This is a genomic window from Streptomyces sp. NBC_01233, assembly GCF_035989305.1.
GTDB lineage: Bacteria > Actinomycetota > Actinomycetes > Streptomycetales > Streptomycetaceae > Streptomyces.
Genome location: NZ_CP108514.1, coordinates 3444476 through 3468171, shown reverse-complemented (window position 1 = coordinate 3468171; position 23696 = coordinate 3444476). Strand labels below are relative to the sequence as shown.

At 71.0% G+C, this 23696-nt stretch carries 24 protein-coding genes and 1 tRNA gene; 11 read left to right on the top strand and 14 right to left on the bottom strand.

Annotation, left to right across the window (positions count from 1 at the left end; all coding sequences use genetic code 11):
• Positions 1-144: 144 nt before the first annotated feature.
• The 3 genes from OG332_RS16230 (at position 145) to OG332_RS16220 (ending at position 2525) form a co-directional block, all read left to right on the top strand.
• Positions 145-816 carry an NADPH-dependent F420 reductase gene (locus tag OG332_RS16230; RefSeq protein ID WP_327414158.1) on the top strand — a complete coding sequence of 224 codons (672 nt, stop codon included), beginning with the start codon at positions 145-147 and terminating at the stop codon, positions 814-816.
• Positions 817-925: 109 nt separating this feature from the next.
• Positions 926-1228: a hypothetical protein gene (locus tag OG332_RS16225; protein ID WP_327414157.1), complete on the top strand. Its 303-nt coding sequence runs from the start codon at positions 926-928 to the stop codon at positions 1226-1228.
• Positions 1229-1361: 133 nt separating this feature from the next.
• Positions 1362-2525, top strand: a complete 1164-nt coding sequence (locus tag OG332_RS16220) for an IS701 family transposase (protein WP_327419062.1) — start codon at positions 1362-1364, stop codon at positions 2523-2525.
• Between the two features lie 142 nt (positions 2526-2667).
• On the opposite strand, the gene OG332_RS16215 is transcribed toward OG332_RS16220, so the two are convergent.
• A complete protein-coding gene (locus OG332_RS16215) occupies positions 2668-3189 on the bottom strand; it encodes a hypothetical protein (protein WP_327414156.1) in 522 nt (173 codons plus the stop codon).
• Between the two features lie 223 nt (positions 3190-3412).
• Positions 3413-3916, bottom strand: coding sequence for a MarR family winged helix-turn-helix transcriptional regulator (locus OG332_RS16210; RefSeq protein WP_327414155.1), 504 nt, complete (start codon positions 3914-3916; stop codon positions 3413-3415).
• Between the two features lie 105 nt (positions 3917-4021).
• Here OG332_RS16210 and OG332_RS16205 point away from each other — a divergent pair, with 105 nt between their 5' ends.
• Both OG332_RS16205 and OG332_RS16200 read left to right on the top strand, forming a co-directional pair.
• Complete coding sequence (locus OG332_RS16205) at positions 4022-4768, top strand: SDR family oxidoreductase (RefSeq protein ID WP_327414154.1); 747 nt, start codon at positions 4022-4024, stop codon at positions 4766-4768.
• A complete protein-coding gene (locus OG332_RS16200) occupies positions 4720-4857 on the top strand; it encodes a hypothetical protein (protein WP_327414153.1) in 138 nt (45 codons plus the stop codon). The genes OG332_RS16205 and OG332_RS16200 overlap by 49 nt, the downstream gene beginning before the upstream one ends.
• Before the next feature lie 37 nt (positions 4858-4894).
• Here the strand turns inward: OG332_RS16200 and OG332_RS16195 are convergent, their stop codons facing one another.
• Genes OG332_RS16195 through OG332_RS16175 form a run of 5 tightly spaced genes read right to left on the bottom strand, consistent with a single transcriptional unit; the run spans position 4895 to position 10309 of the window.
• Entirely contained in the window at positions 4895-5794 is a 900-nt protein-coding gene (locus OG332_RS16195) for a hypothetical protein (RefSeq protein ID WP_327414152.1), read from the bottom strand.
• Positions 5795-5804: 10 nt separating this feature from the next.
• Positions 5805-7151, bottom strand: a complete 1347-nt coding sequence (locus tag OG332_RS16190) for a GH1 family beta-glucosidase (RefSeq protein WP_327414151.1) — start codon at positions 7149-7151, stop codon at positions 5805-5807.
• The gene (locus OG332_RS16185) at positions 7148-7972 is read right to left on the bottom strand and encodes a carbohydrate ABC transporter permease (protein WP_327414150.1); all 825 of its coding nucleotides are present in this window, start codon (positions 7970-7972) and stop codon (positions 7148-7150) included. The genes OG332_RS16190 and OG332_RS16185 overlap by 4 nt, the downstream gene beginning before the upstream one ends.
• Positions 7969-8964, bottom strand: a complete 996-nt coding sequence (locus OG332_RS16180; protein WP_442816161.1) for a carbohydrate ABC transporter permease — start codon at positions 8962-8964, stop codon at positions 7969-7971. The genes OG332_RS16185 and OG332_RS16180 overlap by 4 nt, the downstream gene beginning before the upstream one ends.
• Positions 8965-8971: 7 nt before the next feature.
• Positions 8972-10309 carry an ABC transporter substrate-binding protein gene (locus tag OG332_RS16175; protein ID WP_327414149.1) on the bottom strand — a complete coding sequence of 446 codons (1338 nt, stop codon included), beginning with the start codon at positions 10307-10309 and terminating at the stop codon, positions 8972-8974.
• A 102-nt stretch (positions 10310-10411) separates the two neighbouring features.
• Between OG332_RS16175 and OG332_RS16170 the strand changes: the two genes are divergently transcribed.
• Entirely contained in the window at positions 10412-11437 is a 1026-nt protein-coding gene (locus OG332_RS16170; protein ID WP_327414148.1) for a LacI family DNA-binding transcriptional regulator, read from the top strand.
• Between the two features lie 47 nt (positions 11438-11484).
• Here OG332_RS16170 and OG332_RS16165 read toward each other — a convergent pair.
• From OG332_RS16165 to OG332_RS16150, 4 genes are all read right to left on the bottom strand, one after another.
• A tRNA-His gene (locus OG332_RS16165) sits at positions 11485-11557 on the bottom strand.
• Positions 11558-11654: 97 nt separating this feature from the next.
• Positions 11655-12257: an oligoribonuclease gene (gene orn / locus OG332_RS16160; RefSeq protein ID WP_327414147.1), complete on the bottom strand. Its 603-nt coding sequence runs from the start codon at positions 12255-12257 to the stop codon at positions 11655-11657.
• 105 nt (positions 12258-12362) lie between these two features.
• Positions 12363-13535, bottom strand: coding sequence for a helix-turn-helix domain-containing protein (locus OG332_RS16155; RefSeq protein WP_327414146.1), 1173 nt, complete (start codon positions 13533-13535; stop codon positions 12363-12365).
• A gap of 377 nt (positions 13536-13912) precedes the next feature.
• Entirely contained in the window at positions 13913-14368 is a 456-nt protein-coding gene (locus tag OG332_RS16150) for a hypothetical protein (protein WP_442816160.1), read from the bottom strand.
• Positions 14369-14689: 321 nt separating this feature from the next.
• Here OG332_RS16150 and OG332_RS16145 point away from each other — a divergent pair, with 321 nt between their 5' ends.
• Both OG332_RS16145 and OG332_RS16140 read left to right on the top strand, forming a co-directional pair.
• Positions 14690-15223 (top strand): universal stress protein, encoded by a 534-nt coding sequence (locus OG332_RS16145; RefSeq protein WP_327414145.1) that lies wholly within the window; start codon positions 14690-14692, stop codon positions 15221-15223.
• Between the two features lie 98 nt (positions 15224-15321).
• The gene (locus OG332_RS16140) at positions 15322-15888 is read left to right on the top strand and encodes an acetate uptake transporter (protein WP_327414144.1); all 567 of its coding nucleotides are present in this window, start codon (positions 15322-15324) and stop codon (positions 15886-15888) included.
• A gap of 98 nt (positions 15889-15986) precedes the next feature.
• Here the strand turns inward: OG332_RS16140 and glmS are convergent, their stop codons facing one another.
• The 3 genes from glmS to OG332_RS16125 all read right to left on the bottom strand — a co-directional run bounded on the left by glmS (position 15987) and on the right by OG332_RS16125 (position 19126).
• Positions 15987-17804, bottom strand: a complete 1818-nt coding sequence (gene glmS, locus OG332_RS16135; protein WP_327414143.1) for a glutamine--fructose-6-phosphate transaminase (isomerizing) — start codon at positions 17802-17804, stop codon at positions 15987-15989.
• 65 nt (positions 17805-17869) lie between these two features.
• Positions 17870-18145, bottom strand: a complete 276-nt coding sequence (locus tag OG332_RS16130) for a hypothetical protein (protein WP_030008735.1) — start codon at positions 18143-18145, stop codon at positions 17870-17872.
• Positions 18146-18241: 96 nt separating this feature from the next.
• Complete coding sequence (locus OG332_RS16125) at positions 18242-19126, bottom strand: DUF4429 domain-containing protein (RefSeq protein ID WP_327414142.1); 885 nt, start codon at positions 19124-19126, stop codon at positions 18242-18244.
• Between the two features lie 51 nt (positions 19127-19177).
• Here OG332_RS16125 and OG332_RS16120 point away from each other — a divergent pair, with 51 nt between their 5' ends.
• The 3 genes from OG332_RS16120 (at position 19178) to OG332_RS16110 (ending at position 23694) form a co-directional block, all read left to right on the top strand.
• Positions 19178-20776 carry a beta-N-acetylhexosaminidase gene (locus tag OG332_RS16120; RefSeq protein ID WP_327414141.1) on the top strand — a complete coding sequence of 533 codons (1599 nt, stop codon included), beginning with the start codon at positions 19178-19180 and terminating at the stop codon, positions 20774-20776.
• A gap of 250 nt (positions 20777-21026) precedes the next feature.
• The gene (locus tag OG332_RS16115; protein ID WP_327414140.1) at positions 21027-21470 is read left to right on the top strand and encodes a hypothetical protein; all 444 of its coding nucleotides are present in this window, start codon (positions 21027-21029) and stop codon (positions 21468-21470) included.
• Between the two features lie 10 nt (positions 21471-21480).
• The gene (locus OG332_RS16110) at positions 21481-23694 is read left to right on the top strand and encodes a DUF6571 family protein (protein WP_327414139.1); all 2214 of its coding nucleotides are present in this window, start codon (positions 21481-21483) and stop codon (positions 23692-23694) included.
• Positions 23695-23696: the final 2 nt, after the last annotated feature.

Here is a 23696-nt window from a genome sequence, read left to right as displayed (position 1 = left end):
GGACACCCTCATCGTGGTGGCGGTCTTCTTCGAGGAGGGCTGCCACCGGTTCCTGCCGGACGACCCGAACCGGTATCAATTCTTTTACGACGTGGGGATCCTGGACTAGCCGGGCTCCCCCCGGCCGAGCGGAAGGAATCAGGCATGCGCTACGCAGTCCTCGGAACCGGGATCGTCGGCCGCACGCTGGCCGCCCGGCTCGCCTCCCTGGGCCACGAGGTGGTCATCGGCACCCGGGACCCCGGGACGACCGCCGGGCGCCCCGAGTACGCCGAGTGGCAGGCGGGGCAGCCAGGGGTGCGGCTCGCCGGCTTCGCGGAGGCCGCGCGGGACGGCGACACCCTGGTCAACGCCACCGGCGGGCAGGTCAGCATCACCGCGCTGACGGCGGCGGACGCCGCGCACCTGGACGGCAAGATCCTCATCGACGTCGCGAACCCGCTGGACTTCTCGCGGGGCTTCCCGCCGGGCCTGGACCCGGTGGACACCGACAGCCTGGGCGAGCTGATCCAGCGCACCTTCCCGGGGCTGCGGGTGGTCAAGACGCTCAACACGATGAACTGCCTGGTCATGGTCGATCCGGGCCGGGTCGCCGGCGAGCACCACGTCTTCCTCTCGGGCGAGGACGCGGACGCGAAGAAGGCCGTACGGGAGCTGCTCCACTCCTTCGGCTGGCCGGAGCGGAGCATCCTCGACCTCGGGGGCATCGAGACGGCCCGGGGCGCCGAGATGCTGCTCCCCGTATGGCTCCGGCTGATGGGCTCGCTCGGGCACACGGACTTCAACTTCCACATCCAGGGGGCGTCTTCAGGCTGACGGGCCCGGGGCCGGCTCTGAGCCCTGGCTCCCGCCGCACGGACGGGGGCGCATATGTTGCCGCGCCCCAGGGCCGCGCCGAGGGTGGGCGTGACGGAAGGAGCCACGCATGAGAGTCATGCTCAGGGCGCACTTTGACACGGCCGCCACCAACGAGGGCATCACGACCGGCTCGCTGCCCCAGGCGGTCAAGAGGCTGATGGACACGGTGAAGCCCGAGGCGGCCTACTTCGGTCTGCACGAGGGCGTCCGCTCCTGCTGGATCGTCTTCGACCTGCAGGACAGCTCGCACCTGCCGGCGCTGGTGGAGGACCTGTTCCTGCAGTTCAACGCCGAGCTCGAGGTCGGCCCCGTCATGAACGCCGAGGACCTGGCGAAGGGCCTGGCGGCGATGAAGTCCTCCCCGTCCTGACGGGGGCCGACACGACGGGAGCCGACACGACGGGGCCGACCTCGCGCCCTAGTACTGCAACCGCATGTGGCGTGACGGTCGGTGAGGTTGCTCGTTGTTGTGACTGTGTGATGAATCGCTGACGGTTGAGCAGATCGAGTCGTGGTCCGAGGGTGTAGCGGGGTTGCATGCCCGGTTCGGGCATCGTTTTGGCAGGTCGGAGCCACGTGATCGGGCTCTGGACTACATGACGGGCCTGCTTGCGCCGCTAGAGAAGAAGAACGGGTGGACGCTGGCCGAGCAGGTCGGCCAGCTCCGCCCGGACGGTGTGCAACGCCTGCTCAACCACTCCGAATGGGACGAGAACGCGGTCCGCGACGATGTCCGGGACTTCGTCGTGGAGACCATCGGCGCCAAGGATGGCGTGCTCATCGGGGACGACACCGGGTTCCTGAAGAAGGGCACCAGGTCAGCAGGGGTCCAGCGGCAGTATTCCGGCACCGCTGGCCGCACCGAGAACTGCCAGATCGGCACCTTCCTCGCCTACGCATCCGCCAAAGGGCGGGCGCTGATCGACCGGGAACTCTACGTCCCGAAGTCCTGGACGGACGACCGCGACCGCTGCCGGGCAGCCGGGATCGACGACACCGTGCCGTTCGCCACGAAGATCGAGCACCTCAAGTGGATGCTGCAACGCGCCATCGACGCGGCTGTTCCCTTCGCCTGGGTGACCGCGGACGAGGCATACGGGCAGGTCAAGCACTTCCGCGCCTGGCTGGAAGAACGCCAGGCCGCGTATGTGCTGGCCACCAAGGTCAACGACACCGTGATCACCGCCGACGGCCGGGACGCCCGCGTCGACGAGCTGATCGCGGCCCTGCCGAAGCAGGCATGGAAGCGGATCTCCGCCGGAGCAGGCGCCCACGGCCAGCGGATCTACCACTGGGCCCGCGTCGCGATCCGGCCCGCCTGGGAGGGCGGATTCGGGCACTGGGTGCTCGCCCGCCGCAACCTGTCCGACCCCACCGACATCGCCTACTACGTCTGCTATGGCCCCGTCACTTCCCGGCTGAAAGACCTGGTCAGGACCGCCGGAGCCAGGTGGGCGGTGGAGGAATGCTTCCAGACCGCGAAGGGTGAATGCGGGCTCGATCACTACCAGGTGCGGCTCTACCGGGCCTGGTACCGGCACATCACCCTGGCCATGGCCGTCCTGGCCTACCTCACGGCCATCCGTGCCGCAGAAGCCGCAAAAGGGGCAGCGGAGATGACGAGCAAGACCTCATACCCCTCAGCGTCCCGGAGATCCGCCGGATGATCGGGCACGTCGTCGTCACGCCCCGCTGCCACAGCAACGAGCACCGTCTGCACTGGTCACGCTTCCGGCGCCGCAGCCAGGCCCGAGCCCGCCGCTGCCATTACCAACGCCGAGGCCACGACCCACACATGCGGTTGCAGTACTAGTGGGGTGCCAGGTCCTCGTGCGGTCCGAGGTCCTGGTGGCGGGTTCCGGCGTCCTGGTGCGGTTCGGCGTCCTGCCCTGGTCCGGCGTCCTGGCGGGGCGGGAGGCCCGTACCGGCCCTTCCCGCAAGCGGCAGGGCCAGTACGGCGGAGGCGGCCACCGCGGCGCACGCGAGGGCGAAGGCCGCCCGATGGCCGTACGCGCTCGCCAGCGGCCCCGCAACGGCCGCGGCCAGCGCTTGGCCGAGGATCAGGCCGCTGCCGACGACGGTCATGGCCTCGCCCAGCCGCTCCGCCGGGCCGGCCCGTTCCACCAGGCCGAACAGCGCGATCAGGTGGGGCGCCACGGCCAGTCCGATGCCCGCGACGGCGAAGGCGGCTCCCCACAGTCCGGACACGGCCAGCAGCGGCAGGGTGAGCACCGCCTGGACGGCGATCGTCCACCGGAGCCGTACGGTCAGGTCCGCCGATCCGGGCCGGGAGACCGTGACGAAGCCGGCGAGGGAGCTGGTCACGGCCATGGCGGCCCACACCAGCCCGGCCGCGCCCGCCTCGCCGAGTGGGGACGGACGTGGGGGTGGGCTGGGACACGGACAACCTCCGACCGCACGCCGACCCTCCCGTTTCTCCGGCGCGCGCTGTTGCCCGTTGAGCGGGACCGTAGTGCCGGAACGCATCCTTCGGAAGCCCTCGGGACGGTGCGGCGGGTCAGCCGGTCGAGGGGCGTGTCCGGCCGGTCGGCCGTCAGCCGGGCTCCCCCGAGGTGAGCCGTTTGGCCTGGGCGCGGCCGACCTCGGCGGCGCGGTGCAGGTAGTCGGCGATCACGGTGAGCTCGGCGTCGGAGTAGCTCTCCAGTACGGCGCCGAAGGCGCGGCCGGGGGTGTCCCATGCCGCCCCGATCCGCTCGCGGGCCTCGGGGGAGAGGGAGACGAGGGAGCGGCGGCGGTCGTTCGGGTCGGCGTGCCGCTGGACGATGCCGGCCTTGACCATCCGGTCGACGAGGCGGGTGGCGGAACCGGAGGTCAGGCCGGTGAGGCGGGCGATATCGCCGGTGCTGACGGGTCCGGGCTCCATGTCGAGGAGGGCGACGCACTGCATGTCGGTGGGGTGGAGGCCGACGTGGTCGGCCATCGCCTGGTTGAAGAGGGAGTAGTCGGCGTAGTGCCGCTGGCTCTCGGTGACGATGCGCGCGAGCAGCTCGGCTCGGCTCCATTCCGCACCACCCGTACGAGTGGGATCGGTTGACATCGGCTCCTCCGTGCTTCAAATTTATCTGTGTGACGCAGAGAATGTGTCGCACAGAATCTGTGCCACGTATGGATTCTATCCCCAACTCCAGATGAGGAGCCAGCCATGTCGATTCTCGTCACCGGCGGCCGCGGTGCGGTCGCCCGCGGCCTCTGCGCCCACCTCGACGCCCACGGCGTCCCGTACCGCCTCGGCTCCCGCGAGCGGGGCACGCCCGGTGCGGTCCACTGCGACCTCACCGACCCGTCGACCTTCCCCGGCGCCCTCGCCGGTGTCCGCTCCGTCTTCCTCTATGCCGAGGCCGCCGGCATCGACGCCTTCGTCAAGGAGGCCGTCACCGCCGGGGTTGAGCACGTGGTGCTCCCGTCCTCCTCCTCGGTGCTCGCCCCGGACGCCGCCGGAAGCCCGCTGTCCGCGTCCCACCTCGCCGTCGAGCAGGCCCTGTCGGCCTCCCCGCTGCGCACCACCCTGCTGCGCCCGGGTTCCTTCGCGGGCAACGCCCAGGGCTGGGCCTGGTCCGTGAAGTCCGGCCGCCCGGTCCACCTGCCCTACCCCGGCGCCTACTGCGACCCCGTCCACGAGGCCGACCTGGCCGAGGCGGCCTTCGCCGTCCTCACCGACCCCGCCCTCGCCGGCCGCGCCGCCACACGGGCCGGACCTACGAGCTCACCGGGCCCGCCCTGGTCACCCCGAGGGCCCGGGCCGAGGCGATATCCGCGGCCCTGGGCGAGCCCGTCCGGTTCGTCGAGCAGACCCGGGAGGAGGCCCGCGCCCAGATGCCGACCTTCATGCCGGAGCCGGTCGTGGAGGGCACCCTGGGGATCCTCGGCGATCCGCTGCCCGCCGAACTGACACCGAGCCCCGCCGTGGAGCAGATCCTGGGCCGCGCACCCCGCCCCTTCGCCGACTGGGCCGCCCGCTCCGCCCCGGCCTTCCGCTGACGGTCGCCGCCCGCCGGCCCCGCCAGGTAGGGCTGGACTACTGCACGCTGAACTCGTGCGGGTGGGCCGGGCCTTGGGGGCAGGTGAAGATGTTGAGCTTGCCGTGGTTGCCGACGACCACTCCGGTCGGAGTGCGGTTGCGGTCGTCCGGCCGCTCCTCCAGCGGGATCCAGCTCGTACCGTCCGAGTGCCACTCGTTCGTTGCGATCGTCAGGAGCAGATCCATCGCCGAGCCGCAGGTGCGGCAGTCCATCGCCCCGGGCCCCGTGAGGTTCCACGCGGCGTGGCCGCCGGCCTTCCAGCCCGGAGCGATGGAGAGGTCGCACTGATAGCTCGGCACGGGGTCGCCGTCGCCGTCCGCTTCGCTCCCGTCGGCCTCGTACGCGGCCTCCTCCTGGGCGTCCTCCCACTCCTCGACGCGTGCGCCGAGGGCTCCGGTGAGCAGCTCGATGTAGGGGTACTCGGTGACCTCCTCCGGGTGCAGCACGCAGGGGCTCGGCACGTAGCCGTCGAAGCCGACCGGACCGGGGGCCGGCGGCTCGGCCAGGACCTGACGCACCTCTGCGGCACGGCGCCAGTGCAGGTGCACGTACATGCCGGCACCCGTGGGCCCGTGCGCGTCGAAGGGGCACCAGAACACCTGGAGCAGATCGCCGCCGTCCGGACCGGCGGGCAGGTCCGGCACGTCCCGGCCGTAGAGCTGGGCCACGGCCAGCAGCGGCCGGGGAACGGCCGCCGGCGCGCCGCGCCCGTGCGGGGCCTCGCACACCGGCCACGGCTCGTCGGCCGGCCACAGCATCGGCCCGCCGATGTGGCTGTCGCGCACCCTGGCCGCCCCGGCGCGCGGGTGCAACCGGGTCGCCGTACGGCGGTGGGCTGCCAGTTCGGGGAAGAGGGACTCCACGTCCAGGGGGCGCGGCGGCGTGGTGAGGCGCATGGGAGCGAATCTACAAGCCCGCGGGCATCACGCCCTTGCGGGCCAGGCGGGCGTACCAGTGGGCGCTGGAGCGCGGGGTGCGGGTCTGGGTCTCGTAGTCGACGTGCACGATGCCGAAGCGCTTGCTGTAGCCGTAGGACCACTCGAAGTTGTCCAGCAGCGACCACAGGAAGTAGCCCTCGACGGGGGCGCCGTCCGCCAAGGCGCGGTGGACGGTGGCGAGATGGGCCTCCAGGTAGGCGATGCGGAGCGGATCGTGCAGGTCCGGGGCGTAGGCCGCGCCGTTCTCGGTGACCAGCAGCGGCAGGCCGGGCGCCTCGCGGGTGAAGCGCATCAGCAGGTCGTACAGGCCGGTCGGGTCGATCGACCAACCCATGTCGGTCTGCTCGCCCGGGGGCTGGTGGAAGGCCACCGTGTCCGCGGCGGGCCAGGGGGAGTGGGCGGTGCCGCCGTGGCCGTCGGCGCGCGGGCCGTCCCCGCCGGGGGCCGCCGACACCACTGCCGGCGTGTAGTAGTTCACGCCGAGGAAGTCCAGCGGCTGGTGGATCAGCGCCTCGTCGCCCGTGCGGACGAAGGACCAGTCGGTCAGCGCGGCGGTGTCCGCGAGCAGGTCCTGCGGGTAGGCGCCGTGCAGCAGCGGCCCGGTGAAGATCCTGTTGGCGAGTGCGTCGATGCGGCGCGCGGCGTCCGCGTCGGCCGCCGAGCGGGTCAGCGGCCGCACCGCGCTGGGGTTGAGCGCGATGCCGACCCGGGACCGGGAGGGCAGGGCGGCGGCGGCCAGGCCGTGGGCCAGGTTCAGGTGGTGGGCGGCGCGCAGCGAGTCGGCGGGGGAGGTGCGGCCCGGGGCGTGCACGCCGGAGGCGTAGCCGAGGAAGGCGCTGCACCAGGGCTCGTTGAGCGTGGTCCAGAGCTCCACCCGGTCGGCGAGCACCTCCGCGACCTGGGCCGTGTACGAGGCGAAGGCGTAGGCCGTCTCCCGTTCGGGCCAGCCGCCGGCGGCCTCCAGCTCCTGCGGCAGGTCCCAGTGGTAGAGGGTCGCGCAGGGCGTGATCCCGTGGGAGAGCAGCTCGTCCACGAGCGCGTCGTAGAAGCCGATCCCGTCGGCGAGCACGCGCGGCCAGGACACCGAGAACCGGTACGCGCCGAGCCCCAGTTCGGCCATCATCCGGACGTCCTCGCGCCACAGCCGGTGGTGGTCGACCGCCACCTCGCCCGTGTGCCCGCCGTACACCTTCCCCGGCGTGGCGCAGAACGTGTCCCAGATGGAAGGCCCGCGCGAGGCGGCCGCGCCCTCGATCTGGAAGGCCGCCGTGGCGGTGCCCCACAGGAACCCCTCGGGAAATCGCATGTCCGTCATCCCTTGACCGCTCCCTGCATGATGCCGCCGACGATCTGGCGGCCGAAGACGATGAACACCAGCAGCAGCGGGAGCGTGCCCAGCAGGGCGCCCGCCATGATCACCGACTGGTCCGGTATGTAGCCCCGGCCCAGCCCGGTCAGGGCCACCTGCACCGTCGGGCTGCCGTTCTGGGTCAGCGCGACGATCGGCCAGAAGAAGTCGTTCCAGGCCATGACGAAGGTGAGCATCCCCAGCACCGCCATCGCCGGCCGGGCCGCCGGGAACACCACGTGCCACATGACCCGCAGGGAGCTCGCCCCGTCGGTGCGTGCGGCCTCCACCAGTTCGATCGGCAGCGCGTGCACCAGGTACTGGCGCATGAAGAACACCCCGAAGGCGCCCACCAGGGTCGGCAGGATCACCGCCTGGAGCCGGTCGGTCCACGACAGCCGCGCGATCAGCATGTAGAGCGGCACCACGCTCAGCTGCGGCGGGATCAGCATCGTCCCGATCACGAGCGACATCAGCATCCGGCGGCCGCGGAAGCGGAGTTTGGCGAAGGCGAAGCCCGCCAGGGTGGAGAAGAGCACGGTGCCCGCGGTGACCGTGCCCGCCACGATCACGGTGTTCAGCAGGGCGGTGCCCATGTTGGCGTCGGTCCAGGCGATCTGGAGGTTGCGCCCCAGGTTCCCGCCGAACCAGAACGGCGGCGGGGTCTGGGCCAGGCGCGTGCTGTTCCGGGAGGCCGCGATCGCCGTCCACACGAGCGGGAAGAGCGAGCCGGCGGTGAAGAGGCCGAGCACCAGGTACGTGAGCCGGCCCGCGCGCAGTGATCTCATCGGGAGTCCTTCCGTCCGCGCAGCAGCCGCGCCGCCCCGGCGATCAGCAGCAGGATCAGGAACATCGCCCATGCGATCGCCGAGGCCCGCCCGAGGTGCAGGTTCACCCAGCCCTGCTCGTACAGGTACAGCCCGAGCGTCTGGAACTGGTGGTCCGAGCCGCCCGTCGCGCCCGACCCGCCGTTGAACAGCAGCGGCTCCCCGAACAGCTGGGTCGCCCCGATCGTCGACACGACACAGGTGAAGAAGATCGTCGGCCGCAGCGAGGGCACCGTGACGTGGCGGAACTGCTGCCAGCGCGAGGCCCCGTCCAGCGCGGCGGACTCGTAGAGCTCGCCCGGCACGGCCTGCATGGCGGCCAGGTAGATCAGCGCGTTGTAGCCGGTCCACCGCCAGATCACGATGGTGGAGACCGCCAACTGCGAGGCGAAGGTGCCGTTCTGCCAGTCGACCGCCCCGAAACCGACCGTCGAGAGCACCCAGTTGACCATCCCGTAGTCCCGGCCGAAGAGCAGCACGAAGACGAGGGTGGCGGCCGCCACCGAGGTCGCGTACGGGGTGAGCAGCGCGACCCGGAAGAAGGCGGACCCGCGCAGCTTGTAGTTGAGCAGATGGGCCAGGCCGAGCGCGATCGCCAGCTGCGGAACCGTGGACAGCAGCCCGATGGTGAAGGTGTTGCGCAGCGCGTTCCAGAAGAACTCGTCGTCCCACAGCCGGGTGAAGTTCCTCAGCCCCACCCACGTCATGCTGTCGGGATCGGTCAGTTCCACCTGGTGCAGCGCAGCCCAGCCCGTGTAGAGCAGCGGGAACAGCCCGAAGGCGGCGAAGAAGAGGAAGAAGGGCGCCACGAAGGCGTACGGGCTGAAGCGCAGGTCCCAGCGGTAGCGGCGCGAGCGCCACACCTGGCCCGGCCGGCCCCGGCCGCCCCCCTCCGCCGCCGGCCGGTGCGGGCCGACGGCGGAAGGGGACAGGACAGCGGTCTCGTCCGTCACTTGCGCCTCACTGATCCAGGGCGTTGTCGATCGCCTTCACGGCGGCCTCCCAGCCCTCCTGAGGCGACCGGCCCTTCTGGTCGACCTGGAGCATGCCGATGTCCGCCAGGTTCTGCGCGATCACCAGGTCCTTCGGGCCGACCACCGTCACCGGCACCCCTTCGGCCGCCTTCGCGAAGATCTCGCCGATCGGGGCGCCGCCGAAGTACGCGTGCTGCGCGCCCGACACCGCCGGCAGCTTGTACGCGGCGCTCGCGCTCGGGAAGCTGCCCCGCTTCTCGAAGAGCTTCGCCTGCTGCGCCGGCGCCGTCAGCCAGGCCGCCAGCTTCGCCGCCTCCTCGGCGTGCTTGCCCGCCTTCGGCACGATGAGGAAGGAGCCGCCCCAGTTGCTGGGCTTCGGCGCCTGCGCCACGTCCCACTTGTCCTTGCCCGCCGGTCCCGCCTTGTCCTGGATGTAGCCGAGCATCCAGGCCGGGCAGGAGACCGTGGCGAAGGAGCCGTTGGCGAAGCCCTGGTCCCAGCCCGGGGTGAACTGCTGGAGCTTGGCGCTCAGCCCGTCGGTGGCGAAGGAGGCCGCCAGGTCGAAGGCCCCGTGCACCGCCGGGTTGGTCTTGTAGACGACCTTGCCCTGCTCGTCGTAGAAGCGCTGGGCGCTGCTTCCGGTCACCGCCGCCATCACACCCGACGCCGAGTCCACGAAGGCCTTTCCGTCGCCGGCCTTCGCCTTGTACGCCCGGCCCGCCTCCAGGTACTTGTTCCAGTCGCCCGCCCACAGCGCCCCGACCGCCGCCCGGTCGGTGGGCAGCCCGGCCGCCTCGAAGAGGTCCTTGCGGTAGCAGATGCCCTGCGGGCCTATGTCGGTGCCGAGGCCGACCGTGGCCCCGCCCTTCGCCGCGCTCGCCGTGCCCTGCGCCCACTTCCACGGCAGGTAGGCGGCCTTGTCGACACCGGGCGCCTTGCCGAGGTCGACGAGCTTGTCGGCCTGGGTGGCGGTGATCTCGGCGATGTTGTTGACCTCGACGGCCTGGATGTCCGCGAGCCCGCTGCCGGTGCCCAGGTGGGTGAGGAGCTGGGGGTAGTAGTTCTCGTTGCGCTCGATGGAGGTCTGCTCGATCCGGATCCCGGGATTCTGCGCCATGTACTCGTCGTAGAGCCCGGCCTCCTTCAGGCCGAAGGCCCCGAAGACCCCGACGGTGAGGGTGGTCTTCCCCTTGCCGCCGTCCTGGGCGCCGGCGTCCGGCTTCTCGGCCGGGTCCTGCGCGCATCCCGCGAGCAGCAGGGCGGCCGCTCCCACCGCGGTGACCACCGTGACGAGGTTTCTTCGCACTCGGGCTTGGGCTCGCATGTGCATCCTCCCTGAAGGACGGAACGTGCCGGGTGTTCTGTGACACAGTGTGGGAGCGCTCCCACAGTCGTCAAGGGGTAGATTCACAACCGGGAGGAAGCCATGAACGGGCACGGGCGCAGCGGGGGACGGCCCACGCTGGAGGAGGTCGCGGCGCGCGCCAGGGTAGGGCGCGGCACGGTCTCCCGGGTGATCAACGGATCCCCCAAGGTCAGCGAGCGTACCCGGGCCGCCGTCGAGGCGGCCGTGGCGGAGCTGGGGTACGTACCGAACCGCGCCGCGCGGGCGCTGGCCGCCAACCGCACCGACGCCATCGCCCTCGTCATCCCCGAGCCCGAGGCCCGCTTCTTCGCCGAGCCCTACTTCTCCGAAGTGGTCCGCGGGGTCGGCGCCGCCCTCGCCGAGACCGACGTCCAGCTCGTCCTGACCCTGGCGGGCAGCGACCGCGAGCGCCGCCGCCTCGCCCAGTACCTGTCCGGGCACCGCGTGGACGGCGTACTGCTCGTCTCCGTCCACGCCGGGGACCCACTGCCGGAGCTGCTGGCCGAGCTCGGCATCCCGACGGTGATCAGCGGCCGCCGCTCCGCCGCCGAGACCCTCCCCTGCGTGGACTCCGACAACCTGGCGGGCGCTGCAGAGGCCGTACGCCACCTCCTCGCGCGCGGCCGCCGCACGGTCGCCACGATCACCGGCCCGCTGGACGTGTACGGGGCCCAGTGCCGCCTCGACGGCTACCGGCAGGCCCTGGCCGCCGCCGGACACCAGGTCGACGAGCTGCTGATCTCGGTCGGCGACTTCACCGAGGACGGCGGCCGCCGGGCCATGCGCGAACTGCTGGAACGCCGCCCGGGCCTCGACGCGGTCTTCGCCGCCTCGGACGTCATGGCGGCGGGCGCCCTGCGGGAGCTGCGCGCGGCCGGCCGCCGGATACCGCAGGACGTGGCGCTGGTCGGCTTCGACGACTCGGTGGTGGCCCGGCACATGGACCCGCCGCTGACCAGCGTCCGGCAGCCGATCGAGGAGATGGGCCGCACCATGGCGCAGGTGCTGCTGGCGAGGATCGCCGGGGAGGCGGCCGAGGCGTCCGTCGTGCTGCCGAACCGGCTGGTGGTCCGCGAGTCCTCGTAGGAACGCAGAAGGCCCCGGTCGCTTCCGCGACCGGGGCCTTCCCGCAGGGTGAGTGACGGGACTTGAACCCGCGGCCACCTGGACCACAACCAGGTGCTCTACCAACTGAGCTACACCCACCATGTCCGGTCGGAAAACCGACCGGCCGAAGAAAAGGGTACAGGGTCCGGGAGGGTGCTCGCTCCACCCTTTCCCGCACCCCTCTCCGCGGGAGCCGCTACGCGCCCGGCGCGGCGTGCTTGGCGGCGATGCTCCGGGCCGTGTCCGAGTCGGGCCCGGGCTGCGGCACGAAGACCGCCTCCCGGTAGTAGCGCAGCTCGGTGATGGAGTCCTTGATGTCCGCCAGCGCCCGGTGGTTGCCGTTCTTCGGCGGGCTGTTGAAGTACGCCCGCGGGTACCAGCGCCGCGCCAGCTCCTTGACGGAGGACACGTCCACGATCCGGTAGTGGAGGTAGCTCTCCAGCGCGGCCATGTCGCGCAGCAGGAAGCCGCGGTCGGTGCCGACCGAGTTCCCGCAGAGCGGCGCCTTGCGGGGCTCCTTCACGTGCTCCCGCACGTACGCCAGGACCTGCGCCTCGGCATCCGCGAGCGTGGTCCCGCCGGCCAGCTCGTCGAGCAGGCCGGAGGCGGTGTGCATCTCGCGCACCACGTCGGGCATGGTCTCCAGGGCCGCGTCCGGCGGGCGGATCACGATGTCCACGCCTTCGCCGAGCACGTTGAGCTCCGAGTCGGTGACCAGTGCGGCCACCTCGATAAGTGCGTCGTCCGTCAACGAGAGCCCGGTCATCTCGCAGTCGATCCACACCATGCGATCGTTCATGTGTCCCACCTTATGCGGTCCCTTGCGGAGCGGACCGCATAAGCGGAAGGTCCCCCATCGGCGGTGACCGATGGAGGACCTCCCTTGCCGTACCCGTTGTGGGGGTTACGCGTGTTCCCGCAGGACCCGGCCCGGGGCGTACAGCTCCGTCACCGTCGGGCCCGCCGCGGCCAGGGCCGCCGCCGCCCGGTGGGGCTGCGGAGTGCGCTGGTGCGGAACCGGCCCCGCCGAGATCTCGGCCACCTGCGCCACGTCGGCCTGCGGTCGGCGTGCCCGGTAGGCGGAGCGGTAGGCGGCCGGGGAGGACCCCAGCTGCCGCCGGAAGTGACCCCGCAGGGCGACCGGCGAGCGGAACCCGCAGCGCCCGGCGACCTCGTCGACCGAGTAGTCGGAGGTCTCCAGCAGCCGCTGCGCCTGGAGCACCCGCTGGGTGATCAGCCACTGCAGCGGCGCACTGCCGGTGAGCGAGCGGAACCGGCGGTCGAAGGTGCGCCTGCTCATGTAGGCGCGGGCCGCCAGGGTCTCCACGTCGAACTGCTCGTGGAGGTGTTCCAGCGCCCAGGCGACGACCTCGGCCAGCGGGTCGGCGCCGATCTCCTCCGGCAGCGACCGGTCGAGATACCGCTCCTGTCCGCCCGTGCGGCGGGGCGGCACGACGAGCCTGCGGGCCAGGGCCCCGGCCGCCTCGCTGCCGTGGTCCGTGCGCACGATGTGCAGGCACAGGTCGATTCCGGCCGCGGTGCCCGCGGACGTGAGCACGTCGCCGTCGTCGACGAACAGTTCGCGCGGATCGACGTGGACGGACGGGTAGCGCTTGGCCAGCGTCGGCGCGTACATCCAGTGCGTCGTCGCGGGCCGGCCGTCCAGCAGGCCTGCGGCGGCGAGCACGAAGGCTCCCGTGCACAGTCCGACGATCCGGGCGCCCTCCTCGTGCGCCAGACGCAGTGCGTCCAACGCCTCGGGGGGCGGCGGTGATGTGATGGAGCGCCAGGCGGGAACGACGACCGTGCCTGCCCGGGCGATCGCCTCCAACCCGTATGGCGCGGTCAGTTCGAGTCCGCCGGTGGTCCTGAGCGGACCGTCCTCACCGGCGCACACGAGCAGTCGATAGCGTGGAACTCCCGCGTCCTGCCGGTCAATGCCGAACACGGAAAGTGGAATGGAGCTCTCGAAGATCGGTCCGCCGCTGAAGAGCAGCACCGCGACGATCTCCCTGCGGCGACGCCCCGCGAGCTTCCGGCCGGCGTCTGTGACGACGGCGGTGGAATCCTGGCTCATGGCGCTAAGCCCCCCTTGGGTGTCGCGACTCCTTGGTCTGGTCGCACCTGCACGTTTCCCCTCGGCCTTGCACGTGGATCCCCCGCCGTAAATACATGATCGAATCTACTGCGTCCCGTGGTGTCGGCGTGACAAGTTCAGCACGCAGCGCTATGTCGACTTCTCAACTTGGCGAAAAGCATTCGATCAGTAAGCGTTCCGCTCCGCTACCCGAATGGGAAGTCCGCCCACCGGCCGTGGCCAGTACCCGTAGGGCCGCTACGCCCCCCCGAGGTCTGTAGTCGCTGGTGGTGAGGGGGGTGGGGGGACATTCCGGCAAGGAGGGCACCCTGCCGGGAAGTTGGCTGAAAACATGCGTGTGTGGGTGTGCGAATGAGTCAGTCGTGCGGGGACCCGGCGCCGGAGCCGTGGCGGCCGCGGCGGTTCCCGGCCCCGCTGCGCGAGTGCCGGCGCCGGCGGGAGGGCGGAGGCCGTTCCTCCGCCAGGACCCTGGCGGCCGCCCGCTCGTTCTTCTCCGAGTGGCGCAGCAGAATCCGGCACGCGGCCGTCACGGCGAGCAGGCCGAGGGTCGCGACGGCCGCCCCGCCGAAGGAGGTTCCGTAGACGACGAGGACCACGGGGACGAGCAGGCAGCTGAAGGCGGCCCAGCGCACCACGTCACCCGAAGGGTCGTCATGGGTGCGTCCGGCCGACTGCACGGACGGGTGAAGGGTCGAGTGGTGGCCCGGGCGCGGAGACGGGGCGAAGTGCGGGCCCGGGTCGGCGCTCTGGAGGGACCGGACGGACTGCGTCGGCTGAGCTGGCTGGACGGGGTGAACCGGATGACCGGGCACGGCGTACTCCCTGCGGGCTCTTCCTGGACGGTCGGACTCGTGTCCAACGCCGCGCGGCGCGGCTCGGTCACTGCGCGCACGGGTGGCGGCGGGTCAACTCGTCACTGGCTGTAGGGGACAGTGGTCATTGCCAAGGAGCGCTCGCTCCGGCATGCTCCCTGGGACGCTCTCCAAGGGCGGCAAGCCCTGTGCAGGACAGGAGTGTCGCCGTACCCTGGTGGGTATGGGCTTGGGAAGATGCTTCCCGGACAGAGCTCCGTCACACTGCGTCGCCGATTTCGCCCCTGTTGCTTCCTCCAAGGACCCTTCGCCGAGACACCGATGGCCGGTCACGAATTCTCCGAACCCGCGGACCGCAAGCGCAAACGCCTCGCCGACCCCGCGTCGGCCGCCGATGTGCGCGCGGTGGAACAGACGCGCCAGCCCTGCGATCCGGCCTTCCGGCACGGAGTCGTTGTGGGATTCGACGGATCCACGTCGAGTGAGCGCGCCCTCGCGTACGCGATCGGCATGGCCCGGCGCTCCGGCTCGGGTCTGATCATCGTCCATGTCGCCAACCGGCTGCCCACCACCGTGTGGGCGGGGTGCGAGCCGCCGGTCTTCGTGGACGTGCCGGACCACCGCACCGAGGTGCTCGGGCTGGAACTCGCCTGCGCGGACTACCTGGCGGAAGTGCCGTGGATCCTGGTCGAGCGGGGCGGTGACATCTGCCACGAGCTGGAGGAGGTCGGCCGGGAGTATTCGGCCGACGCCATCGTGGTCGGCTCCACGCACGGGATCGTGGGCCGGATCTTCGGATCGGTGGCCGGCCGTCTGGCCAAGCGCGCGCAGCGACCCGTTGTTGTCATTCCGTGACCCCCTGTTAAGTCGATTGTGCGGTTGTGCCCTCGTGTAAAGGGTAGATAAATGCTGCTGGGACGCAGCAAACAACTGCAGATCGAAGGGAGCCCGCCGTGGACAATGGTGTCTCTGCGGGAAGCACGGCCTCGACTTCGACCCTCGGGAACATCGCCCTGGGTCTCACCCTTCTCGCATTCGGTATCGGCCACACCGGTGTCATCGACGGCGTGTCCGCTGCCAGTTCCGTGTCGCTCGCGATGTACGTCGGCGGCGCGGCCCTGTTCCTCCTCGGGCTCCTTGAGTACCGCGGCGGCAACGGGTTCAACGGCACCGCGTTCGCGGGCCTCGGCATCTTCTGGTTCACGTGGGCCAAGGGCGCGGGCGCTTCGGTCTCGGACGAAGCCGCCGGAACGTTTCTTGTCCTGTTCGCGATGCTCGCGCTGACCCTTGCGGTCGCCGCCGCGAGCGGTCTGTTCGGCCAGGGCGTCTACGGCCTGCTGACCCTGTCGCTCGTCCTGCTGGCGGTAGGTTCGTTCATGGACAGCGGCGGGCTCGCCAAGGCGGGCGGCTGGGTCGCCGCCGTGTCCGGACTGCTGGCCTGGTACGGGGCCACCGCGGCCCTGGCGCACTGGCCGATGGCCGTCGGCAAGTCCCGGCGCGGCGCGGTCGCCGCGAGCTGAGCACCACCGGGATCCGCAGGGATCCAAAGGGATCCAAAGGGATCGACCCCCGGGCGCACGGCGCACGGGGGTCGATCCATGTGACGGGGGGCCGTCGGCTACTCGACGGTGACCGACTTCGCCAGGTTGCGCGGCTTGTCGATGTCCCGGCCCATGGCCAGGGCCGTGTGGTACGCCAGCAGCTGGAGCGGGATGCCCATCAGGATCGGGTCCAGCTCGTCCTCGTTCTTGGGGACCACGATGGTGTGGTCCGCCTTCTCCTGCTCGCGGTGGGCGACCGCCAGGATCCGGCCGCTGCGGGCCTTGATTTCCTCCAGCGCCGCGCGGTTCTTCTCGAGCAGGTCGTCGTCCGGGACGATCGCGACCGTCGGCAGCGAGGGCTCGATCAGGGCGAGGGGACCGTGCTTGAGCTCGGAGGCCGGGTAGGCCTCGGCGTGGATGTAGGAGATCTCCTTCAGCTTGAGGGAGGCCTCCAGGGCCACCGGGTAGCCGCGCACCCGGCCGATGAACATCATCGACTTGGCCTCGGCGAACTCGGCGGCCAGCTTCTTGATGTCCTCTTCGCCGTCGAGGATCTCCTGGATCTGCGCGGGCAGCTTGCGCAGGCCCTCGATGATCCGCTTGCCGTCGGTGACCGAGAGGTCGCGGATGCGGCCCAGGTGCACGGCGAGCAGCGCGAAGGCCACGACCGTGTTGGTGAAGCACTTGGTGGAGACGACGCAGACCTCGGGGCCGGCGTGCACGTACACGCCGCCGTCGGCCTCGCGGGCGATCGCGGAGCCGACCACGTTGACCACGCCGAGGACGCGGGCGCCCTTGCGCTTGAGCTCCTGCACGGCCGCGAGCACGTCGTAGGTCTCACCGGACTGCGACACCGCGATGTAGAGGGTGTCGGGGTCCACGACCGGGTTGCGGTAGCGGAACTCGGAGGCCGGCTCGGCGTCCGCGGGGATGCGGGCCATGCCCTCGATGAGGCCGGCGCCGATGAGGCCCGCGTGGTACGAGGTGCCGCAGCCGAGGATCTTGACCCGGCGGATGCCGCGCGCCTCGCGCGGGTCCAGGTTCAGGCCGCCCAGGTGCACGGTGTTGAAGCGGTCGTCGATCCGGCCGCGCAGCACGCGGTCGACCGCGTCGGGCTGCTCGGAGATCTCCTTGTGCATGTACGTGTCGTGGCCGCCCATGTCGTAGGAGGCGGCCTCCCACTCCACGGTCTCCGGCGTGGCGGTGGTGGTGGCACCGCTGGTGGTGTAGGTGCGGAAGTCGTCGGCCTTGAGGGTGGCCATCTCGCCGTCGTCGAGGGTGACGACCTGGCGGGTGTGCGCGACCAGGGCGGCGACGTCCGAGGCGACGAACATCTCCTTCTCGCCGATGCCCAGGACGACCGGGGAGCCGTTGCGGGCGACGACGATGCGGTCGGCGAAGTCGGCGTGCATGACGGCGATGCCGTAGGTGCCCTCGATCGCCTTGACGGCCTCGCGGACCTTCTCCTCCAGGGAGTCGGCCTCGGAGCGGGCGATCAGGTGGACGATGACCTCGGTGTCGGTCTCCGACACGAAGACGACGCCGTCGGCCTCGAGCTTGGCGCGCAGCTCGGAGGCGTTGTCGACGATGCCGTTGTGGACGACGGCGACCTTGTTCTCGGCGTCGAGGTGCGGGTGCGAGTTGATGTCGCTCGGGGCGCCGTGCGTGGCCCAGCGGGTGTGCGCGATGCCGGTGGTGCCGGTGAAGCGCTTGGGGACGCGGGACTCCAGCTCGCGGACGCGGCCCTTGGCCTTGACCACCTTCAGGGTGGACGCCTTCGGGCTGTTCACGACGATGCCCGCGGAGTCGTACCCGCGGTACTCCAGCCGCTGCAGGCCCTCCAGCAGCAGCGGTGCCACGTCACGCTTGCCGATGTAACCGACGATTCCGCACATACGGTTTTGCCCCTCCTGAAGTTCGGTTCGTGTACTCGCCCGCAGCCGCGCCCGCGGCCGCCGGCTCAGCCGTAGACGATGCGGCGCAGCTGCCGGAGCGAGAGCTCCGGAGGCGCCACGGCGCGGTGCGGCAGCTCGGCCGCGATCCGCTCGAAGATCTCCGCGTTGACCGCTCCGCCGGACTGCAGTTCCCGGTGGCGGCGGCGGACGAACTCCTCGGTCGTCTCGTCGAAGTAGGCGAGCACGTCGAGCACCACCCGGGCGGCCTCGCCGCGCTGCAGCGCGGTGCTGCGCACCAGGTGGTCGACGAGGTCGTCATGCGACGGGCGGCGATCGAGCACTCGTAGATATTGTCGGCTAACGGCGCCGAACGCAAAGATCCTGCCCGAAATCGGGCAGGATCCCCCTGGTCTGGACCAGGGAATGCGTCGGTCCGGTTAAAAACGCTGCAAAACGGCCTGTTTCGCCGCGGTGAACTCCTCGGCCGTCAGGACCCCCGCCTGGTGCAGATCGCCCAGCTCGCGCAGCCGCCGCAGCAGGGCGTCGTGGTCCTCGGCGGGGGCGCCCGCCGAGGAGAGCTCCGCGGGCGCGGCGACGACGTCGGCCGGGCCCTCCGGGGGCGCCGTCGGGTGGGGCATCCGTACGGCCACGGCCGCCGCGACCAGCGCCATCAGCGGGTCCTTCTTGAAGCCGAAGAGCTCCACGGTGTGCGGGTCGTACTTGGGTGCCGGGGCCGGCGGGGCACCCGTCAGGGTGAAGCGCAGCCAGCCGTTCTCCAGGCCCTTCGACGGGGACCACTCCACCGAGCGCAGGTCGGCGATCCGGAATTCCCGCGGCCCTGCGGAGCGCTTGGCCTCCTCCGTGGTCCAGTTCCAGTCCAGGGCCACCCGGTCGCCGTCGAAGGCCGCCGTCCCGTCGCCCGCGCCCACCGCGATCGGCACCGGCGGCCCCGGCAGCAGGTACGTGTCCACCGGGCCGGGGTCCACCTGGTCCAGCAGCAGGGCGTTGCGGACCTCGTCGACGAAGTACTCCGCGACCCCGCTGCGGTCCGACTCCACGGTCAGCCGGTACGGGTCGGAGGCCTCCGGCAGGCGTCCGCCCGTCACCTGGAGCAGTGGGTCCGCGCCGTCACGCAGCCGCAGCCGGAGCCGGCCCGCCTTGCGGCTCGGCTCGTACGAGATCCCCGCGAGCGCGCGCAGCGGTACGACCACCTCGCCGAGGGTCTGCCGCAACAGCGCCACCCCCTTGTCGCGGCCCGGCACGATGCGCACCGCGTCCCCGTCGAAGCTCCAAGTGCCGTCCTTCTGGATGATTTCCGCCATCCGGCGATTCTCCCATCGTCGGAGACGGGCCAGTTGGCCTATACCTGGGCCATGAGAGTCCTGCGACTGCGACGCACGCTCGGCACCCTCCTCGCCCTCGGCGTCCTCGGTGGTTCCGTTTCCTGCACCGCCGCCCACGGGGACGACGCCAGACCCGGCGACGATCCGCCCGCGGCCCTCGCCCCCTTCGAGCGGCTGCTGCCGGCGCCGCACTCCGCGCGAGCCGAAGGGCCCGGCTACTCCTTCGGGGCCGGCACGGTCATCCGTACCGGCCGGGGGGCGGGCGAGGAGGTCCGCCGGGTGGGCGAGCTCCTCGCGGAGCAGCTGCGCGGCCCGAGCGGCCTGCCGCTGCCGGTGGTCGACGGGGCGCAGGGGGACGGGATCCGGCTCAGGATCGACGAGGAGGCCGAAGGACTGGGGGAAGAGGGGTACCGGCTGGAGTCCGGCCCCGGCGGGATCACCCTCACCGCGCGGACCCCGGCCGGGCTCTTCCGCGCGGGGCAGACACTGCGGCAGCTGGTGCCGGTGACCGGTTCCGGGACGGTGCCGGGCGGGACGGTCACGGACCGGCCGCGCTTCGCGTACCGGGGGGCGATGGTCGACATCGCGCGGCACTTCTTCTCGGTGGAGCAGGTCAAGCGGTACGTGGACCAGCTCGCCCAGTACAAGGTCAACACGCTGCACCTGCACCTGACCGACGACCAGGGGTGGCGGCTCGCGGTCGACTCCTGGCCGCGGCTGGCGGAGTACGGGGGCGCCGGCGAGGTCGGCGGCGGTCCCGGCGGGCACTGGACGAAGGACGAGTACCGGGAGCTGGTGGCCTACGCGGGGGAGCGGTACGTGGACGTGGTCCCGGAGATCGACATGCCGGGGCACGTGAACGCGGCGCTCGCCTCCTACGCCGAACTGAACTGCGACGGGAAGGCCCCGGACCGGTACATCGGGACGAAGGTGGGCTTCAGCTCGCTGTGCGTCGGCAAGGAGCGGACGTACGAGTTCATCGACGAGGTGCTCGGCGAGCTGGCGGCGCTGACCCCGGGCCGCTACCTGCACATCGGCGGCGACGAGGCGCACGTGACGCCGGCGGCGGACTATGCGTCCTTCATGGACCGTGCACAGGCGGTGGTGGGCCGGTACGGGAAGACGGTGGTGGCCTGGCACCAGCTGGCGGCGGCGCGGCCGGCGCAGGGGGCGGTGCTGCAGTACTGGGGACACGACAAGACCCCGGCCGCGGACCGGGCGGCCGTGGTGGCGGCGGCCAAGGCCGGGCACCGGCTGGTCCTGTCGCCGGCGGACCGGCTGTATCTGGACATGAAGTACGAGGCGGCGACGAAGCCGGGGCTGGCGTGGGCCGGGTACGTACCGGTGCGGCGGGCGTACTCCTGGAACCCGGGGTCCTACCTGGCCGGGGTCCCGGAGTCCGCCGTCCTGGGCGTGGAGGCCCCGCTGTGGACGGAGAACGTCGCGACGCGGGCCGACTGGGAGCTGATGGCGTTCCCGCGGGTCCTGGGCCTGGCGGAGCTCGGCTGGTCCCCGGCGGGCTCGCTGGACTGGACCTCGTACAGCCGCCGCCTGGCGGCGCAGCAGCCCCGCCTCGATGCGCAGGGCATCGGCTTCTACCGGGACCCGGACGTTCCATGGGCGAGGTAACTAGAATACATTTCTAGAAATCACCTCCACAACTGACCTTGCGGAGGAACACACTTGAATGCCGCGGGCGTCGCCTGTCACGGGGGTGCAGGCGACGCCCGCGGTGACCCGCCGGGCTGCCCTGGGGGGGCATGGCGCAAGTTCCGCGTACGGAACCCGTATGAAGTGATCATCCCGCCGTTCGGGGACGGCCGGTTTGTGTACCGTGCCGACGCTGACGTGTTCGAACGGACTGAAGCGGGGGACTCGCGTGTCGTTCAGCGAGGAGTGGCAGCAGCACAAGAGCGAAGCGTTAATGAGGCTGAACAGTGCGCCCGCGTACGACCCCGGTGGGACGGGGGAGTACGGAGGCGGTCCGGGCACCGCCGACTACATCGTCCACGCCGACGACCTGGGCCGGATCGGCCACGACGCGTACCAGCTCTTCAACGGGATGGACGGGGCCGGCAAGCACGCGAAGGCGGGCAGCGAGGCCGCCGCGACGGGACTCAAGGGCAGCGGATTCGACATGGGCGGCGCCCTGGCCGAGCTGAACGGGGTGTGGGACACGCAGGTCACCACCCTGAAGCAGGCGTGCGCGCACATCTCGAACCACCTGGAGTACAGCGCATCGAGCAACCAGGCGACGGATCAGTGGATCGAGACGGGCCTCAAGTCCCTGAGCGCGTCCAGGATCAACGAACTCTTCAAGTGAGGGAGCCGCAATGCCGACGTTCGAGCAGCTCCTGAACATCAACCTGGAGCCCCTGGACACCGCAGTCACCGACTGGACGCAGATGATCACCCGCCTCGAACAGCTGCGCACCGAGGCCGGCGCGATGAAGACCCGCGCCGACGGAGCCGTGTGGCGGGGTGAGAACGCCACGGTCACGCAGCCGTTCATAGCCAAGACCGCCAAGGAGTTCGGCGACGCCGTCACCGAGGCGGAGAGCGTCCGCGACCTCCTCAAGGACGCGGCCGAGAAGATCAAGGCGGCCAAGACCGAACTGAAGACGGCCTACGAGACCCCGCCGCCGGGGATCACCATCTACCCGAACGGTGTGCTGAGCCACCGCGTCCACCCCGACCGGCGCAGCAAGGACAGCGCCGAACCACTCGCCACCCAGGCGGACTTCGACGCCCTGCGGCAACGGCTCGAAGCCATCCTGGGTCGGGCCGCCGATGCGGACCAGCTCTGCGCCTGGGGTTTGCGCAGCCTGATCAAGGACCACCCGAACGACTTCGGCAGCACCGACTACAACTCCCTCCAGGACGCGGCGAAGGCCCGCCAGGGAGAGAAGGACGCCCAGGACCGCAAGGACGCCCAGGAGGCCGCCAAGCTCCTCACCCGGGTCGACCACCTGGACGACAAGGAGCGGTCCCGGCTCCTCGAACTCACCGAACGCGGCAAGAACTCTCCCGCGTTCAGCGCGGAGCTGCTCACCCACCTCGACTTCGCGGGCCGCACGGACCAGGAGGCACTGCTCCTGCTGGCCGCCAACCTGGAGGGCGGCGGCCGCGACGGCCAGATATCCGGCGCCGAAACCCGACTGCTCAACGCCCTCTCCGGCACCGTCGCCACGGCCACCGCCCCCGGCGCACCCCTCGGCCCCTTCATGGGCCCGGTCACCGGCTCCCACACCCCGTGGACCGACCGCCTCCTGGAACTCGCCCGCAACGGCAACGACCTGCCGGCGCAGCACCCGGGCTCGATCCAGGGCGGGGCACACGGCTACGGGGTCCTCACCAAGATGATGGGCGCCGGCGACGCCAAGTACGACGGAGCCTTCCTCTCCTCGGTCGGCAACTCGATCCGCGACTGGGAGACCCACACCAAGCACCCCTACGAGGGCATGGACAAGAACTGGGTCGGCACCCAGGAAGACCCCATGGGCGGCCTGATGAAGGCCTTCAGCCGCAACCCCGAGGCGTCCACGGCCTACTTCGACCCGGCCCACGGCGACAACCTGAACTACTTCCTCAAGGACCGCGACTGGCCCGGCGGCGACGTCGAGAACAAGATGCCGGCCGATCTGCTCAAGACATCCGCCCGCACCCAGTTCGGCGCCGCCCTGGAGGCCGCCGCAACCGGACACGCCCCCGGCATCCCGGTCCCGGAGATACCGGCCAAGCACGACCCGGTCCAGGCGGCGATCTTCTCTCAGACCGTGATGGCGTACGGGCACGGCATCGCGGACGACCCGTCCGAGATGCCGGCCGGACTGCGCAGCTCCATGGGCGGCATGTTCGCCGACTACGCGGGTGACGTGCACCAGATCCTGGGCAAGGACGTGGACACCAGGACGAGCTACAGCGGGCTCGACATTCCGCAGAAGGACCTGGTCCCCGTGATGCGGGCGATTGGGGAGGACCCCCGTGCCTTCGGGCAGATGCTCGACGCGCAGACGACGTACACGGCCCAGGAGATCAACAAGCACGACGGAGCGGCCTTCGTCCGGAAGGACGCTCCCGGCAGTGCCGAACTGGGCAGCTTCGTTGCCGAGTCCAACCGGGCACTGGGCACGATGGACGCGATCCGGGCCGATGTCATCTTCCAGAAGGGCGAGGACGAGAAGAGCGCCAACGGCTGGAACAAGATGATGCAGTACCACATGATCGGCGCTCCGGTCACTGGCATCCCCCTGGCCGGAGACACGCTTCAGCGGCTCGTGGACATCGGCACGACCGAGTACTTGAACAATCTCAATTCGCAGGTGGACAAGGAGACCCGAGGGAATCTCGCCTCTCAGTTCTCGGCCGGGCAGGACACTGTCAACGCCATGCTGAGGCAGGCCGTCACCGACAAGTTCCCGCCGGGCACCCAACTGGACCTGGACAGCGGCACGGGACAGTTCGAGGGCGTGCTCCAGCGGGATGGCAAGGCGGCCTACAACGACGGCCTCAACAACGGTTCGGGATTCATCGGAAGGCGGCGCTAGCG

Coding starts and splice junctions, on each gene's coding strand:
- OG332_RS16230 (WP_327414158.1), top strand. CDS start 145: ATGCGCTACGCAGTCCTCGGAACCGGGATCGTCGGCCGCACGCTGGCC.
- OG332_RS16225 (WP_327414157.1), top strand. CDS start 926: ATGAGAGTCATGCTCAGGGCGCACTTTGACACGGCCGCCACCAACGAG.
- OG332_RS16215 (WP_327414156.1), bottom strand. CDS start 3,189: ATGGCCGTGACCAGCTCCCTCGCCGGCTTCGTCACGGTCTCCCGGCCC.
- OG332_RS16210 (WP_327414155.1), bottom strand. CDS start 3,916: ATGTCAACCGATCCCACTCGTACGGGTGGTGCGGAATGGAGCCGAGCC.
- OG332_RS16205 (WP_327414154.1), top strand. CDS start 4,022: ATGTCGATTCTCGTCACCGGCGGCCGCGGTGCGGTCGCCCGCGGCCTC.
- OG332_RS16195 (WP_327414152.1), bottom strand. CDS start 5,794: ATGCGCCTCACCACGCCGCCGCGCCCCCTGGACGTGGAGTCCCTCTTC.
- OG332_RS16190 (WP_327414151.1), bottom strand. CDS start 7,151: ATGACGGACATGCGATTTCCCGAGGGGTTCCTGTGGGGCACCGCCACG.
- OG332_RS16185 (WP_327414150.1), bottom strand. CDS start 7,972: ATGAGATCACTGCGCGCGGGCCGGCTCACGTACCTGGTGCTCGGCCTC.
- OG332_RS16175 (WP_327414149.1), bottom strand. CDS start 10,309: ATGCGAGCCCAAGCCCGAGTGCGAAGAAACCTCGTCACGGTGGTCACC.
- OG332_RS16170 (WP_327414148.1), top strand. CDS start 10,412: ATGAACGGGCACGGGCGCAGCGGGGGACGGCCCACGCTGGAGGAGGTC.
- orn (WP_327414147.1), bottom strand. CDS start 12,257: ATGAACGATCGCATGGTGTGGATCGACTGCGAGATGACCGGGCTCTCG.
- OG332_RS16155 (WP_327414146.1), bottom strand. CDS start 13,535: ATGAGCCAGGATTCCACCGCCGTCGTCACAGACGCCGGCCGGAAGCTC.
- OG332_RS16145 (WP_327414145.1), top strand. CDS start 14,690: ATGGCCGGTCACGAATTCTCCGAACCCGCGGACCGCAAGCGCAAACGC.
- glmS (WP_327414143.1), bottom strand. CDS start 17,804: ATGTGCGGAATCGTCGGTTACATCGGCAAGCGTGACGTGGCACCGCTG.
- OG332_RS16125 (WP_327414142.1), bottom strand. CDS start 19,126: ATGGCGGAAATCATCCAGAAGGACGGCACTTGGAGCTTCGACGGGGAC.
- OG332_RS16120 (WP_327414141.1), top strand. CDS start 19,178: ATGAGAGTCCTGCGACTGCGACGCACGCTCGGCACCCTCCTCGCCCTC.
- OG332_RS16110 (WP_327414139.1), top strand. CDS start 21,481: ATGCCGACGTTCGAGCAGCTCCTGAACATCAACCTGGAGCCCCTGGAC.